This is a genomic window from Marinobacter sp. JSM 1782161, from assembly GCF_011421605.1.
In the GTDB taxonomy this organism is placed as follows: Bacteria; Pseudomonadota; Gammaproteobacteria; order Pseudomonadales; family Oleiphilaceae; genus Marinobacter_A; species Marinobacter_A bohaiensis.
The window spans coordinates 615,856-630,870 of sequence record NZ_WSSA01000002.1 but is presented as its reverse complement, the minus strand read 5'-3'; the positions used below and the strand labels follow the sequence as shown (position 1 = coordinate 630,870).

General features: G+C 62.1%; 13 protein-coding genes. 7 read left to right on the top strand and 6 right to left on the bottom strand.

From position 1 onward, the window contains the following. Positions 1-21: 21 nt before the first annotated feature. Complete coding sequence (locus tag GQB00_RS02820; RefSeq protein ID WP_207950589.1) at positions 22-996, bottom strand: ABC transporter substrate-binding protein; 975 nt, start codon at positions 994-996, stop codon at positions 22-24. Between the two features lie 148 nt (positions 997-1,144). On the opposite strand from GQB00_RS02820, the gene GQB00_RS02815 reads away from it, so the two are divergent. Beyond that, positions 1,145-1,702: a DUF4442 domain-containing protein gene (locus GQB00_RS02815; protein WP_165855151.1), complete on the top strand. Its 558-nt coding sequence runs from the start codon at positions 1,145-1,147 to the stop codon at positions 1,700-1,702. A 122-nt stretch (positions 1,703-1,824) separates the two neighbouring features. On the opposite strand, the gene recQ is transcribed toward GQB00_RS02815, so the two are convergent. Beyond that, positions 1,825-3,666, bottom strand: a complete 1,842-nt coding sequence (recQ, locus tag GQB00_RS02810) for a DNA helicase RecQ (RefSeq protein ID WP_165855150.1) — start codon at positions 3,664-3,666, stop codon at positions 1,825-1,827. A gap of 181 nt (positions 3,667-3,847) precedes the next feature. Here recQ and GQB00_RS02805 point away from each other — a divergent pair, with 181 nt between their 5' ends. From GQB00_RS02805 to GQB00_RS02795, 3 genes are all read left to right on the top strand, one after another. After that, a complete protein-coding gene (locus GQB00_RS02805; protein WP_165855149.1) occupies positions 3,848-5,038 on the top strand; it encodes a 1-acyl-sn-glycerol-3-phosphate acyltransferase in 1,191 nt (396 codons plus the stop codon). 6 nt (positions 5,039-5,044) lie between these two features. Next, positions 5,045-5,686 (top strand): ACP phosphodiesterase, encoded by a 642-nt coding sequence (locus GQB00_RS02800; RefSeq protein ID WP_165855148.1) that lies wholly within the window; start codon positions 5,045-5,047, stop codon positions 5,684-5,686. A 66-nt stretch (positions 5,687-5,752) separates the two neighbouring features. Beyond that, entirely contained in the window at positions 5,753-6,418 is a 666-nt protein-coding gene (locus GQB00_RS02795) for an alpha/beta hydrolase (protein WP_165855147.1), read from the top strand. A 173-nt stretch (positions 6,419-6,591) separates the two neighbouring features. On the opposite strand, the gene GQB00_RS02790 is transcribed toward GQB00_RS02795, so the two are convergent. Further along, positions 6,592-8,040: a TrkH family potassium uptake protein gene (locus tag GQB00_RS02790; protein ID WP_228276652.1), complete on the bottom strand. Its 1,449-nt coding sequence runs from the start codon at positions 8,038-8,040 to the stop codon at positions 6,592-6,594. Between the two features lie 199 nt (positions 8,041-8,239). On the opposite strand from GQB00_RS02790, the gene GQB00_RS02785 reads away from it, so the two are divergent. Further along, positions 8,240-8,965, top strand: coding sequence for a DUF1223 domain-containing protein (locus GQB00_RS02785; protein ID WP_165855146.1), 726 nt, complete (start codon positions 8,240-8,242; stop codon positions 8,963-8,965). Between the two features lie 2 nt (positions 8,966-8,967). Here the strand turns inward: GQB00_RS02785 and GQB00_RS02780 are convergent, their stop codons facing one another. From GQB00_RS02780 to GQB00_RS02770, 3 genes are all read right to left on the bottom strand, one after another. Continuing rightward, positions 8,968-9,501: a hypothetical protein gene (locus tag GQB00_RS02780; RefSeq protein WP_165855145.1), complete on the bottom strand. Its 534-nt coding sequence runs from the start codon at positions 9,499-9,501 to the stop codon at positions 8,968-8,970. 165 nt (positions 9,502-9,666) lie between these two features. Continuing rightward, on the bottom strand, positions 9,667-10,539 hold the full coding sequence (locus GQB00_RS02775) for a diacylglycerol/lipid kinase family protein (RefSeq protein ID WP_111496206.1): 873 nt from the start codon (positions 10,537-10,539) through the stop codon (positions 9,667-9,669). A 53-nt stretch (positions 10,540-10,592) separates the two neighbouring features. Beyond that, positions 10,593-11,606: an adenosine deaminase gene (locus GQB00_RS02770; RefSeq protein ID WP_165855144.1), complete on the bottom strand. Its 1,014-nt coding sequence runs from the start codon at positions 11,604-11,606 to the stop codon at positions 10,593-10,595. Between the two features lie 237 nt (positions 11,607-11,843). Between GQB00_RS02770 and GQB00_RS02765 the strand changes: the two genes are divergently transcribed. Together GQB00_RS02765 and GQB00_RS02760 are read left to right on the top strand one after the other, a co-directional pair. Next, positions 11,844-13,469 (top strand): M28 family metallopeptidase, encoded by a 1,626-nt coding sequence (locus GQB00_RS02765; protein ID WP_165855143.1) that lies wholly within the window; start codon positions 11,844-11,846, stop codon positions 13,467-13,469. A 196-nt stretch (positions 13,470-13,665) separates the two neighbouring features. Beyond that, entirely contained in the window at positions 13,666-14,541 is an 876-nt protein-coding gene (locus GQB00_RS02760; RefSeq protein WP_165855142.1) for a hypothetical protein, read from the top strand. The last annotated feature ends 474 nt before the right edge of the window (positions 14,542-15,015 follow it).

Here is a 15,015-nt window from a genome sequence, read left to right as displayed (position 1 = left end):
GTGGTCGCGCAACGGCGGCCATCAGGGCTCCAGATCCGGCGACCGGGTGTCACCCAACTGGATCTGGACCTTCATGTTCTGCAGCACGTCCTTGCTGATGCCATAGGCGCCACCCGGCAGCCAGGGATTTCCCAGGTGAAAGACCCGCCGCCCGGTCAGGTTGAGGGCCTCCAGGGGTTCGGTGAAGTAGCGGTTGAGGTATTCCACGAAGCTGCCGTCGGCAATCGAGCGTTCCAGGCCGAGCTGAATGCGCACCGCCAGGGGATAATCGCCGCTGCCGACAAAGAAATAGGACGGCATGGTGTAGGTGAACATCAGGGTCGGCTCTACGACGAAGCGCGGGTCTTTCTGGAGCTTCAGGTCGTAGACCACTTCGCTGACACCCCGCGCGAAGCACTCAAACCGACCGCTGTCGAGCATCTCGAACAGGGTCTCGAAGCGGGTGTGGGTGACCACGTCGAGGCCGTTCGCTTCCAGCACACGGGTATCCGGCCAATGACGCCCCTGGCCGAAGCGGATGTGGCGCTCGCGGACATCCGCCAGCCGTTCCACGCCCTCGAAGCGATCCAGCATCTGCGGTGTGGTGACGCAGACGCGGTATCCCAACAGGCCGCCATCAATAGGGATCTGAACCGCGAGCATGTTGTCCTCGCGGTCCGGCGTCGTGGCGACATTGGCCACCTGGACGGCCTTCCGGTTGTCGCGCGCCATCTCTCTCAGGGCGCGCCCCTGGTTCATTTCCTGGCTGCGGACAAGGTGATAGGGGCCGTACTCCGGCGTTTTGTTCAACGCCAGTTCCAGCAGGCCTCGAATCGCCGGGCTGTCGTAATTGCGGTACCAGAGGAGAACGTCCTGAGCGTCTTCGTCTGCGGTGGGAGAGGGCGATCCGGAGGCGTATAGGGCACCGCTTACCCAACAGAGGACAACAAACGCCCCCGCCTGCTTCAGAGCGTGTCTGACGACGTCGGTTCGACCGGCGACTGATCCGAATCGCAACACACGGCACATCCTATGCTGTACGAAATGTCCCAGTGTAGACCCTGACGCGCCGGGGAAGGGGCGGGAAACATAAAATCCTGACAAATCTTGCCGAGCAACCAACAATCTGTGACGCTTTCCCCGGATACGCTGAAAGGATACCGACATGAGTCTGAAAGACCGCCTGATTGGCCTGACCGGAGACTGGTTGGCCGGACTGGACCCCGAGGCAGGCTGGGACCAGCCTTTGACGCGGCTGCAACGGGAGGGCGGCTTCCGGCTCGTGAACCGGCTGGTCGGCATGGCCATTCCGTTCGCCCCGCGCAATCGATTCCGGGTGGAAGAGGTGCGCCCCGGTTATGTGCGCGCTTCCATTGCCGTCAAGGGCAACCGCAACCACTTCGGTTCCCTCTATGCGGGCGCCTATTTCTTGGTGGCGGAAATTCCCGGCGGTGTGCTGACCCTGTTCGACCTGGGGCCGGACTACGTTCCCATCCTCAAGGAGATGACGCTGGAATTCCTGGAGCCGGCCAATTCGGACGTGACCATCGAATTGCACATGGACGGGAAAACCCGCGAGCGGATTCGGCAGGAAGCCGACGAAACGGGCAGGGCGGCGTTTACCCTGGAAGGCATCATGCGTGACCGTACCGGCAGCGACGTGGCGCGTTCGCTGGCGCAGTACCGGTTGCGGAAGAAGGGATTCGAGGCTCCGGCCTCGTAGGTGTAAGAGCCAAATGAGCGCCAGGCCGCCCTCTGGGCGGCCCGGAAGCTAAAGCTCCCGCTACATTACTGAAACCACCTTCACATCCGCCGCCACCTTCACACTCCGGGCGCGCAGCGCGCTTAGTCCAGCGTTCTGATCACTTCCAGGAACGCTTGCCCGTACTTCTCCAGCTTGGCGGCGCCGACGCCGTTGATCTCGCCCATGGCTTCAATGTCCCTGGGCTTGTGCTCCAGCATGGCCAGCAGCGTGGCGTCGTGGAAGATCACGTAGGGCGGCACGCCCTGTTGGTCCGCCAGTTCCTTGCGGCGGGCGCGCAGTGCGTCCCAGCCGGCCGGGTCACTGACCGCGACTTCACGCCGGCTGCCACCGCTGCCCTTGCTGCGGCGCTTGCGCTCGGGGTCCTTGCGCAGCCAGACGGTCTCTTCACCACGCAGCAGGGGGCGGGCGGACTCGGTGAGGCTGAGCGCGCCATAGCCTTCCGGGTCCGCCTGCAGCGAACCGTTGGCGACCAGCTGTCGGAAGACGCTCTTCCATTGCTGCGCGGACAGGTCTTCGCCGATGCCGAAGGTGCTGACCCTGTCGTGGCCCTGGCTGCGGATGCGCTCGTTGTCCGCGCCGCGCAGCACGTCGATCAGGTAGTTGACTCCGTACCGCTGGCCAGTGCGGAAGACACAGGACAGGGCCTTCTGGACGGCGACCGTGCCATCCCAGGTCTGGGGCGGCTCCAGGCAGGTATCGCAATTGCCGCAGGGCTGCTCCAGCTCGTCGCCAAAGTAACGCAACAGCGATTGGCGCCGGCAACTGGTGACTTCGCACAGGCCCAGCATGGCGTCGAGCTTCTGGCGCTCGACGCGCTTGAACTGGTCGCTGCCGGGGGAGCCCTCCAGCATCTGGCGTAACTTGATCACGTCCTGCAGGCCGTACACCATCCAGGCATTGGACGGCGCGCCGTCGCGACCGGCCCGACCGGTTTCCTGATAGTAGGCCTCGATGCTCTTGGGCAAATCCAGGTGGGCGACGAATCGCACGTCCGGCTTGTCGATCCCCATCCCGAAAGCGATGGTGGCCACCACGATCACGCCGTCCTCACGCAGGAAGCGTTCCTGATGCGAGGCGCGCGTATCCGCGGGCAAACCGGCGTGGTAGGGCAGCGCCATGTAGCCCTTGTCGCTCAGCATCTTCGCCGTCGCTTCCACTTTATTGCGCGAGAGGCAGTAGACGATGCCGGAATCGCCTTTATGCTCCTCTTCAATAAATGCCAGCAACTGTTTGTTGGCGTTATCTTTCTGCGCGATTCGGTATTGGATGTTGGGGCGATCGAAGCTGCTGATGAAGCGCTGTGCACCGGTCAGGTGAAGGCGTTCGGCAATCTCACGACGGGTGCGCTCGTCGGCCGTGGCCGTCAGCGCGATGCGGGGAATGGCGGGGTATTCCCGCTCCAGCATGTCCAGGCTGAGGTAGTCTTCCCGGAAATCATGCCCCCATTGCGACACGCAGTGGGCTTCATCGATGGCGAACAGGGAGATCGGCGCCTCGTGCAGCAGCTGTTGCATGCGCGGCTGCATCAGGCGCTCGGGCGCGCAATAGAGCAGATCCAGTTCACCGCGCACCAGCGCATTCTCGATGTCGCGGGCCTCGTCCGGCCATTGTGTGGAGTTGAGAAACGCCGCGCGCACGCCCAGCTGGTTGAGCGCCGCCACCTGGTCCTGCATGAGGGCAATCAGCGGCGAGATCACCACGCCGACGCCAGGGCGCACAATCGCCGGCACCTGATAGCACAGGGATTTGCCGCCGCCGGTCGGCATCAGGACCAGCGCGTCTTCGCCGCCTACAAGCGCTTCCACCACGTCGCCCTGCAGCGGGCGGAACGTTTCGAAGCCGAAGATGTCATGCAACACCTCACGGGCTCGATCCATCAGGTTGTGGGTGTCGGTGGTGGGCGGCGTGTCCGTGAGGGTCATAGAGGCGCTTCGGGGCGGATGAATTCAGCGGGCAAGGATACCAGAGTCCTGACCTTTTTCTTAGCCGCGAGCAAGGTACAATGCGCCCCGCGTCATGACGCGCTACAATGCCGCGTTAAACGCCAATAACATTCGGCAGCGCCGACACCCGCCCAGTAAAGGCTTCCAAGTTAAGGACACCATGCAGGATTTTGATTCAATTCGGCCCTACCGGGATGAAGAGACCCGGAGCGCTCTGGACCGTTTGGTCAATGACCGGGAATTCCTGGAACTGATCGGCCGCCTCAAGGCGCCCACATTCAACCGGATCGCACCGGGCCTGATGCGCCAATGGATCCGCCGCTGGCTGCTGCGTCACTTCGGCGATGCCGACACCATCGATGGCGTGCAGAACCGGCTTTATCCGTTCGCCGAGCAACTGGTGGAGAAAACCACCACCCACGTCACCCAGACCGGCCTGGACAAACTGGAGTGGGACAAGGCGTACCTGTTTATCTCCAATCACCGGGACATCGTGTTCGACCCGATGATCGTCAACTACCTGCTGCACGGAAACGGCATGCGCACCACGCGCATCGCCATCGGCGACAACCTGCTGCAAAACCGCCTGTTCGCCGAGATGATGCGGTTGAACAAGAGTTTCGTGGTCAAGCGCAACATGTCGAGCCCGCGGGAGATGCGCGATACCTACCAGACGCTGTCGGCGTTCATCCATCACTCGATCGAGGACAACCAGAGCATCTGGATCGCCCAGCGCGAGGGGCGCGCCAAGGATGGACTGGACCTGACCGACCCGGCGATCGTCAAGATGTTCTACATGAGCCAGAAGAAAACCGGCAAGAGCTTCGCCGAGTGCATGAACGAGCTGCGCATCGTGCCGGTGTCCATCGCCTACGAATACGACCCCTGCGACGTGCCCAAGGCCCGCGAGTTGGAGGAACGCGCCCGCACCGGCGCCTATCAGAAGCACGCGAACGAGGACACCGACCAGATCATGCTGGGGCTGACCGGGTTCAAGGGACACGTCCACGTGCACTTCGGCACCCCGATTACCGACGCCGCAGACACGCCCAAGGAGCTGGCAGAGCGCATCGATGCCGAAATGCACCGGCACTATCACCTGCACGCGTCTAACCTCATCGCATACGAGATGAGCCAGACCCATCGTCTGAGCCATCAGACGGAACCGGCGATGCCGGAAACGATCGAAACCGCAGAAGCCTATTCACCAGCCGACATCGAAGCCGCCCGTGCCGAGCTGGAGCGCCGGCTGGAGAGCGCCGACGCGGCCCTGCATCCGTTCCTGCTGGCAATGTACGCGAACCCGGTCACGAGTATGCTCAAAGCCACCACCGAATCCGAGCGGTCGTAACGCACCATGAATCATCTGTCGCACCTGTTCCTGGCCCAGCCCACCGTGCCGTCACGCGTTGGCAACCTCCTGGGGGACTTCGCCCGCGGGGTTTCCTTCGATGCGTTGCCGGAGCCCGTGCACCAGGGGCTGCAGAACCACTGGAGCGTCGATCGCTTCACCGACCAGCATCCGGAAGTGCGCGCCTCCAAGGCGCTGTTCTCCGCCAAACGGCGGCGCTTTGCGGGGATTGCCCTCGATGTGCTCTATGATCATTTCCTGATCCGCCACTGGTCGGCGTTCGCGGCCATCCCGTTCGATCAGTTTGTCGATGACGCCTACGATGACCTTGAGGACGGCCTGGAGATGATGCCCGAGCCCATGGCGGATGTGGTTGAGCGCATCGTCGATCAGGACTGGTTTGGCGCCTACGCGGATCTGGAGCAGGTCGGTTTTGCCCTGGACCGGATTGCCCAGCGGGTGCGCTTCAAGAACGAATTCGCCGGCGTCATCGAGGAAATCCGGGCGCATCATGATGCCCTGGAAATCCACTTCCTGATGTTCCTGCCGGCCCTGATCCGCCACGTCCGGGAAAGTCGACTGGAACACCCGGTTCCCAACGAGGCGGATGAGACCTGGCACTGGATCCGTTACAATCCCGGCCATTGAACGGCGTCCGGATGCCGTTGCGCATCGGGGATGTGCGCTTGCTGACCCAACAACGCTGAGGTGCCTGTGACCACACTGAAAACCATCGAACTCGAAACCCAATCCAATCCCGATGCGGCCGTCATCTGGCTGCATGGCCTGGGCGCCAGCGGTCACGATTTCGAGCCGGTGGTGCCGGAGCTGCGTTTGCCCGAAAACGCGCGGATCCGCTTTATCTTCCCCCACGCGCCCAACCTGCCGGTCACCATCAACGGCGGCATGAGCATGCCCGCGTGGTACGACATCATGGCCATGGACATCGACCGGACCGTGGACGAGAAGCAGCTGCGCCAGTCCGCCGAGGCGATTGTGGAACTGATCGAGCGGGAGAAAGACCGGGGCATCGACAGCCAGCGCATCATCGTGGCCGGCTTCTCCCAGGGTGGCGCCGTGGCCTACGAAGTGGGGCTGACTTACGCGGAACGCCTGGGCGGCATCCTGGCGCTGTCGACCTACTTCGCGACTGCCTCATCGATCCAGCCATCCGAGGCCAATCGCGCCACCCCGATCCGCATCTACCACGGCACCCACGACCCGATGGTACCGGAGAGCCTGGGGCGCAAGAGCTACGAGACCTTGCAGGAGATGGGGTACGGCGCCAGCTATGAGACCTATCCGATGGACCACAGCGTCTGCCTGGAGGAAATCCTCGATATCGGCCAGTTCATCACCCGACAACTGCAACTGGGCTGATGTTCTTCGGTCGCCGCAGGCGAGGGCGGCGCATCACGACACAGACGTTGATCGTCCGCGTCACCATTGCCGCCCTGGCCATCATGGCCGTCTCCGCCCTGATGCGGGTGGGCGACGGGGCCTCTCCCGAATCCTCCCCGCCCAGCGCAACCAGCCCGGCCGCGTCGTCGGGTTCAGGTGCGCCAGAAGGCGGGTGAGAACAGGATAATCACGCTCAGCAGTTCCAGCCGCCCCAGAATCATCCCCGCACTGAGAATCCACTTGGCCGCATCCGGCAGACTGGCAAAATTACCCGCCGGGCCGATCAGCGTGCCCAGCCCCGGACCGACGTTGGTTAACGCGGTAATCGACGCCGTCAGACTGGTGGTCAGATCAATGTTCATCAGTGACAGGCTCAGCGTCATGATCGCCATGCACACCAGGAACACGAACACGTAGGCGATCATCGAGGCGATGATCTCGTCGCTGACCGCCCGGCCGTTGAAATTCCGGGTCAGCACCGCGCGCGGATGCAACAACCGGCGAAACTGCTCACGCAGCACCATAAACGACAGTTGGAAGCGGAAGATCTTCATCCCGCCACTGGTGGAACCGGAACAGCCCCCGACGAACGTCAGGAAGAAGAACGCCACGCTGGTGAACGGCCCCCACAGCAGGTAGTCCTCGGAGGCGTAGCCGGTGGTGGTGACGATGGACGTCACGTTGAACAGCGCCGAGACGAACAGGTCCAGCGGATGATCTTCGTGCAGCCAAAGCCGGTAGAGCGTCATGATCAGGGCGGCGGCCACCAGCAATCCCACGAACGCGCGAACCTGCTGGTCTTTCAGCAACACCCCGTGCTGACCGTGCAGCTCGCGCACGAACAGGAAAAAGGGCATGGCGCCCAGGGCCATGAACAGCGACGACTCCAGCAGGATGAGGTTGGAATCAAACTGTCCCATGGAGCTGTCCGACGTGGAGTAACCGCCGGTGGAGATGGTGGTGAAGGCGTGGTTGATGGCGTTGAACAGATCCATGCCCGACGACCAGTAAACCAGTGCGCAGACAACCGTCAGCGCGCAGTAAACGAACAGCAGGCCGCGGCTCAGGCTCTTCATGCGCGGCAGGGCTTTCTCGGTCCACTCCGACGACTCGGTGGCAAACAGCCGCATCCCGCCGATCCCCAGGAACGGCAGGACCGCGACGAACATGCCGATGATGCCGATGCCGCCAATCCACTGGATGATCGACCGCCACAGCAGAATGTCCGGCGCCATAGCGTCGAGGCCGCTGAGAACGGTCGAGCCGGTTGTGGTGATTCCGGAGAAGCTCTCGAATACCGCGTCGGTCATGGAAAGACGCAGATCGCTCAGGTACAGGGGCAGGGCGCACAGCAGGGAAATGATCAGCCAGCTGCTGACCGTCAGCAGGAACATGTAGCGCGGCTGCAGACGATGGGACTGGCGTCGGGTGGCGAGTAGGCCAAGCAGGGCGGCCGCGAAGATGCCGGCCGCGGGATAGCTGAACGCTTCGGCGTTGGAGGAAGCGCTACTCCCAAAGGCGATCGCAGGAATGCTCATGAAGATGCTCAGAAGCACCAGCATGATGCTGACAATAAACGTAACGGGCGCTAGGTTTTTCATTCAGGACAACGTCATTCCTGTGACATCGGGCGTGCTGCGCGCAAGGGTACCCGGGTCTCCGTAAAAAGGCGAATACAGCGATAATCCTAAGCAAGGAATGCCGGACTTGCCTGCAGAATTTGCTCGCCGGACCGATGGCCTGCGGAACCCGGCGGCTCCGAGGCGTTCCAACGCTCAAAAAGCAGCGGGAGAATCGAGCATGTTCCGACAATCCCTGTACGGGTTGCTTCTCGTCGCCATGGCTGGAGACGCCTTCGCCGAGGCGACCCGATCCTGGCAGAGCCGGGCCACCGCCACCGATACGGTGGAGCTGTTCACGTCGGAAGGCTGCAGCAGCTGTCCGCCGGCCGACCTGTGGCTGCAGTCTCTCGCGGAACGCCCGGGCCTGTTTTCCGATTTCATTCCGCTGGCTTTCCACGTCGACTACTGGGATCAGCTCGGATGGAAAGACCGACTGGCGGATGCCGCCTTCTCCGAACGTCAACGCACTTACGTGCGCAGCGGCGCCGTCAGCCAGGTCTATACCCCGGGCATCGTGATCAACAGCCGCGAGTGGCGCGCCTGGTTTCGCGGCGCCGAGAACTGGAGCTCTGAGCCCGGGCGCGTGGGCATCCTCCAGGCGTCACTCGACGCGGACCGGCGACTGACGGCGTCTTTCGACGGCAGCGGTAAGGCGCTGACCCTGCATGCGGCGTATCTGGGAATGGGTATCGAAACCCCGGTGAAGGCGGGAGAGAACGAAGGTCGCACACTGACCCACGACTTCGTTGTACTGGACCTGTTGACGGCCGACGGAATGGCGCCCTGGACACTGCGCCTGCCGGAAGTTCCTGACGCGGGACAGACCCGGACGGCGTTGGCCGTCTGGGTCTCTGAAGCCGGAAGTCCGGCTATTATTCAGTCGGTCGGTGGCTTCCTTGATTGAAACTAAATCGGCAGCTGATCGGTTTCCTTGAGAAACGCCTGGGCCTCCCGTGGATTGACTTCCAGCGTCAGGGTATCGTCGATCCTGGATGAACGCATCACCAGCTTGACCGGCTCGGACTGGTCGGCAATGTAGCGCAGGGTCGGTTCATCGATACCGGCCACGCCGAGTTCGGCATAGGCACAGCCGTAGTCGTTGCAGGTCATGTCCTGATTTTGCCAGTTCACAGGCAGCGTGACGATCTGGCCGTCGCGACTGAACTGCACCTCATCCCAGCGGCGCCAGTTCTCGGCATTCACCGCCAGTTGCAGGACGTAGAGCTTGTCACCGGACTGCTTGTCGATGGCCGCCTGGAAATAGTAATCCGTCGGTGACGGGAAGCCGGTATACGGCTCGTCGTAGAGTTGCGAGGTCACCAGCACCCGGTCTTCCAGGTCATCGGTGGCCCCTTTGACGGTAATGCCGTCTGTGCTTGCACAGCCTGCCAGCAGCAGTGAAACGGCCGCGCCAATCAGCAGACGGTCCCTGTTTTTCATCATCCGTTCCTCCATCCAGCAGGGGTTCAAATTCATTATACGGCGGTCAAACTTTAACCGACGACTCGTAAAGCCGCCTGAGTCTAGCAAATTTGAGACTGGAAGGCCTTTCGTTTCAATTTGTTGCGCTCTGCGTGGGCGATCGGCCTGATCACACCGGGGCGCTCAGGTGTGAACCACCTGATGACAGCAGACCCGCAGACAGGACGGCCGGCAGCGGATCGACAGCGGCGTCTTGCCCACGACTTCCCCGTCTGCGGTGACGGTCTTGGGCTTGCGCGTGCGCAACTCGCACCAGGGGCTCTTGAGGTGGACGATGGTTTCGGTCTGGTTGGGAGAGCGTCTTAACAGGCGCACGCAGAGGAAGGCCAGGAACAGTTTCCAGAGCGAGCGGGGTTTGACCGCGACGATATCCAGTTGGCCATCGTCCGCCGACGCATCCGGAATACTCGAACCTCCGCCGAAGAACGCGCCGGTGGCGATGGCGACGGACAACCAGCGCCCCATGACCTTGCCGCTTTCGCACTCGATCACGGCGCGAAAACCGCGCTTGTCCATGGCTCGTCCCAGCAACGTGGCGGCGTAGCTGAAACGACCCAGGAAACGCTTGGCCTGCTTGGATGAATCCCGCACCGGCCAGGTTCCCAGCCCGACGTGGGCCACGTTCAGAAAGATCCCCGAGCGCGCCATTTCGGCCGCATCCACCAGCCGGGTTTCGCCGCTGGCGATCAACTCGCACTGGGCCTCCGGCGATTCCGGCAGTTGCAGGTTGCGGGCGAAGTCGTTGGCCGTGCCGGACGGCAGGATGCCCAGACTCGCACCGGTGCGGAGACAGATCTGCGCGGCGGCGTTCACCGAGCCATCGCCGCCGGCGGCCAGGACGCGGTCATCGGCGCTGACCCGTTCGACCCACGCCTGGTTATCCAGGTCACATACCTCGGGCTGTTCAATGCCGACCCGTGCCAGGTGCTCGCACCAGAAATCGGCGCCGCGCTGGCCATCGCCAGCCGCGGGGTTCGCAATCAGCCAGTCCGTCATGTGCGTCCGTTCCCTGGTATGGCGCCGGAATCACCGGCGCACTGTCGTGGGCGTCAGGCTTCGGCGCAGACGCTATCGATACGGGTGAGGGCGGCCCGTTTGTCAGCGTCGTCCAGCCAACTGCCTTCGATGCTGTTGCGCGCCAGGGTAATGACCTGGTCGCGGGTCAGGCCCGCCTGCTCGATCATCGCCCGGAAATTGGCGTTGACGTAGCCACCAAAGTAAGCGGGATCATCTGAATTCAAGGTGACGTGGAGGCCTTTTTCAAACATGGTCGGCAGCGGATGGTCGGCCAGGTCGTCCACCACACACAGGCGCAGGTTGGAGAGCGGACACACGGTCAGCGTCAGGCCTTTCTCCGCGATCAGCTGCGTCAGCGCCTCGTCTTCCAGGGCCCGGTTGCCGTGGTCGATGCGCTGGATTTCCAGCTGTCGGATCGCCTGCCACACGTAATCCGGCGGGCCTTCCTCGCCCGCGTGGGCGGTGATGCGCAGGCCCAGCTCACGGCACTTGCGGAAAACCCGTTCGAATTTCTCCGGCGGGTGGCCCATTTCCGAGGAATCCAGCCCGACGCCGTCGATCCGGTCCAGGTAGGGCGTGGCGAGTTCCAGGGTCTCGAACGCGCTGTCTTCGCTCAAATGGCGCAGGAACGACAGAATCAACCGGAACGTGATGCCCAGTTTGTCGCGGCCATCGCACAAGGCCCGGTAGATGCCGTTGAACTGGGTCTCGAAATCGACGCCACGCTCCAGGTGAGCCTGGGGATCGAAGAAGATTTCGGTGTGGATCACGTTGTCCTGGTGACAGTGTTCCAGGTAGGCCCAGGTCAGGTCGTAGAAATCCTGCTCCTTGAGCAGTACGGACATGCCCGCGTAGTAAAGGTCCAGGAATTCCTGCAGGTTATTGAACTGGTAGGCCTGCCGCACGGCCTCGACGTCGGCGTAGGGGAGCGTCACGCCATTGCGTTCGGCCAGGGCAAACATCATTTCCGGTTCCAGGCTGCCCTCGATGTGCAGATGGAGTTCCGCCTTGGGCAATTTCTCGGCAAGTTCGATCGTCGACTGCATGTTCCTTTCCTTCAAAGACTATGGCGGAGACAGTACCACAGCCGTCAAACCGCGTCCCCGCGCGATGGCCCTGGCATCGCCCTGAGACACGATGCTCATCAATTCCTGAACATTTTTTACGCATTTCGAATCCCGGTCTACGCTTTTATCGACACCGAAGGACGCAGTGGTGTTGGCACGGCAGGGCGGCCGTGTGCTGTCCCGCCAGACAAAACTCCCAGGATTGGAGGCATAACAATGACTTCGGCATTATCAAAGCTGGCCCCTGGCATTGGGGCTCTGGCCATATCCTTATCCGTTTCCGCTGCACCGACGACACAGACATCGACCGACGATCTCCTCGACCGCTTCTGGAGTCCCGACCACCTGAGCCCCTTTGAATGCCGTGCGGGCATCCTGAACAGCACGCCTTTGGGGCTGCCGCGCTGCATGCGGGTTGAGAACATGATGCACCACCAGGACATGTTCTACGCCATCGCCCAGGCCAACGACGGCAACCGGGCCGCCGGCCTGCCAGGCTACGACGCGACGGTGGACTACGTGCGGACGACCCTGGAAAGCGCCGGCTATGACGTCACGGTACAGACCTTCCCGTTCACCGCCTTTTATCCGGTTGCCGAAGGCGAGCTGGCCGCGCTGGCTCCAGCGCCACAGACTTACGTCTGGAACGAGGACTTCACCTATCTATCCCAGACCGAGCCCGGTGACGTCAGCGGAACCGTCGTCCCCGTGGACCTGATGCTCGGGGACGGGAATGCGTCGACCAGCGGCTGCGAGGCGGAAGACTTCGCAGGCTTCCCGGCCGGATCCATCGCTCTGGTGCAACGGGGCGCCTGCAACTTCGGCATCAAGGCCGAGAATGCTGCGGCCGCCGGCGCCACCGGCGTCATCATCTTCAACCAGGGCAACACGGAGGACCGGACTGGTCTGATCAACGCCACTTTGGGCGAAGCGTATTCCGGCAACGTCCCGGTGTTCTTCGCCACCTATGACAACGGCGTTAGCTGGTCCCAGACCGCCGACCTGCAGCTCAATATGGTGTCGAACGTTGTGCGCGAGCAGACCGAGACCTACAACGTCATCACCGAAACCCGGCGCGGTGACGGGGATAACGTCGTGATGGTCGGCGCGCACCTGGACTCCGTGTTCGAGGGTGCCGGCATCAACGACAACGGCTCGGGCAGCGCCGCGCTGCTGGAGATGGCCCTGCAGATGAAGCGGGCGTATCCACGCAACAAGGTGCGGTTCGCCTGGTGGGGCGCGGAAGAGGCCGGTCTGGTCGGCTCGACCTGGTACGTCAACCAGCTGTCGGATGAGGCCAAGGAGCGGATCAAGGTCTACCTCAATTTCGACATGATCGCGTCGCCGAACTTCGGCTACTTCATCTACGACGGCGACGGCTCGGATTTCGGCCTCGAAGGCCCTCCAGGATCAGCCGCTACCGAAGCCCTGTTCGAGAAATACTTTGAGCTGCGCGGCCTGCCATCCGAAGGTACGGAGATCAGCTTCCGTTCGGACTATGCCCAGTTCTTCACCGACGGCATCCCTTTTGGCGGCCTGTTCACCGGCGCCGAAGTCCTGAAAACGGAAGAGCAGGCCGCGAAGTTCGGCGGCGACGTGGACGTCGCGTTCGACCCCTGTTATCACGCCGAGTGCGACGACATCACCAACCTGGACGAACGCGCCTTCGAAGTGAACGCCGATGCGACCGCTTTCGTGACCAGTTGGCTGTCCCTGTCTACGCGCCTGATCGACGACGAAATCGCGGCCGCCGAGGAAGCGGAACCCACAGCCGGCGCCCGCGCATTGAGTCTTGAGCAAGGCTACGACATCACTCACTGGGGCAAACACTGGATCAAGTAATCACGAGGATCACGCAGTACCCCAAGAAAGCCGCTCGGACTTGTGCCGGGCGGCTTTTTTGTCGATCCCGCGTTATGGGCCGGCCAGCCCCACAGGAACGACTGTAAAACACTGAAAAATATGCATCTGAAAACTATTCATCCGGATACATTCTGTTACATTGATCGGTAATTGAACAGCGGAACGCAGAGCGACCATGGGTGATCGCGCCTTCGCCCGCCGATACGTAGGGATCATTCAGATGAACCGGCTATGGCAAGTTTTCGGCGTCAGTCTCGTCCTGACTCAGGTTGGATGTGGCGGTAGCAGCGGCAGCGATTACCGTTCGTCATTGCAGGATTCGGCGTTATCCAGCGCGGGCGGGCAGGGCGATTCGGACGATGGAGCGGTATGCCTTTCCCCCGGCGACCTGTCGCCAGGCGTTGCCCGGGCGGCGGGCATCTACGCCGGTTCCCTGGACGATGGCAGCGAGACGTCCGGCACACTGTTCCTGATCGGCACGGACGGGCGTGTCCGAGCGCTGCTCGATAGCGGCCCGGATTACATCGCGGGTGATCTAGCGGCAAGCGGTTCGACCGTGACAGGCGACGCCACGCTGTACTCCGCAACGGCCCCCGCCGAGTCGCTTGAACTGGCTGGCAGCTTCACGCCGGAAAGTGGCATGAACCTGGCGGTCACAGGGCCTTTCAACGGCACCCTTGAGCTCAATTACAGCGACACCGCCGACGATGCCGTTTTGCGGCCTTACTGCATGGAAACGTCCGACTTTGCAGGCACGTACGACAATGCCGACCAGGGCACAGAAATCACGTCCTTCACCGTCACCGAAGCAGGCGATGTCACGGGGTCAGACACCGACGGCTGCACCTACAACGGCCAGATCGAAAGCTTCAATCTCGAGTACGGGCTGTTTGGCGTCACGCTGAATGCCGCGAACTGCCCGGCGGGGCGCACCAACGGCGATTTCGAAGGCCTGGGGTTCTTCCTGTTCGACGACACCGGCGTGGCCACGGAGATCGTGCTTATCACCAATAATGACGACGCAGCGATCGTGGCGGATCTGCGGCGCTAGGTAATTGAAGATGCGTTCTCTGGTAAGGGACTTGGTGGTGCCTGTTAATAGACGGGGCGGGCAGGATCTCGGGAGAACCTGGCGCGGGGATTTGAATACCGCGCTTGAGGGGTGAATTACCCATTTAACATAATATACATTATGCGCAGTTTGATGTGGGCAGACACAGTTCGATAGGAACCTAAGAACGCACATCCCATCGCGCCCTGGATATCGCCAAACCTGTCCGACGTGATTCTCTTTAGTGACGGGCGTGCGTCATTCGCTTTTCGTTTTTCACTTTGCTGATCGCTTGTCGCATTTCCTTCGTGCTCGCCACGACGATTACCCGATCAACTGGATTGGCATCCTGACCGCGAGATTTTGATCACTGCGTCTGAACTCACGCCAAGCGTCCACACTCCGTTTTTTCACTGGTAGCATTCAGCCCTTCGAATGGTGTCCCGCTGTTTTGTTCGTGACGCCGGCCTGGTG

Bases quoted from the DNA above. Each gene is read 5' to 3' on its own strand.
- GQB00_RS02815 (WP_165855151.1), top strand. From the start codon at position 1,145: ATGAGTCTGAAAGACCGCCTGATTGGCCTGACCGGAGACTGGTTGGCC.
- recQ (WP_165855150.1), bottom strand. From the start codon at position 3,666: ATGACCCTCACGGACACGCCGCCCACCACCGACACCCACAACCTGATG.
- GQB00_RS02805 (WP_165855149.1), top strand. From the start codon at position 3,848: ATGCAGGATTTTGATTCAATTCGGCCCTACCGGGATGAAGAGACCCGG.
- GQB00_RS02800 (WP_165855148.1), top strand. From the start codon at position 5,045: ATGAATCATCTGTCGCACCTGTTCCTGGCCCAGCCCACCGTGCCGTCA.
- GQB00_RS02790 (WP_228276652.1), bottom strand. From the start codon at position 8,040: ATGAAAAACCTAGCGCCCGTTACGTTTATTGTCAGCATCATGCTGGTG.
- GQB00_RS02785 (WP_165855146.1), top strand. From the start codon at position 8,240: ATGTTCCGACAATCCCTGTACGGGTTGCTTCTCGTCGCCATGGCTGGA.
- GQB00_RS02780 (WP_165855145.1), bottom strand. From the start codon at position 9,501: ATGAAAAACAGGGACCGTCTGCTGATTGGCGCGGCCGTTTCACTGCTG.
- GQB00_RS02775 (WP_111496206.1), bottom strand. From the start codon at position 10,539: ATGACGGACTGGCTGATTGCGAACCCCGCGGCTGGCGATGGCCAGCGC.
- GQB00_RS02770 (WP_165855144.1), bottom strand. From the start codon at position 11,606: ATGCAGTCGACGATCGAACTTGCCGAGAAATTGCCCAAGGCGGAACTC.
- GQB00_RS02765 (WP_165855143.1), top strand. From the start codon at position 11,844: ATGACTTCGGCATTATCAAAGCTGGCCCCTGGCATTGGGGCTCTGGCC.
- GQB00_RS02760 (WP_165855142.1), top strand. From the start codon at position 13,666: ATGGGTGATCGCGCCTTCGCCCGCCGATACGTAGGGATCATTCAGATG.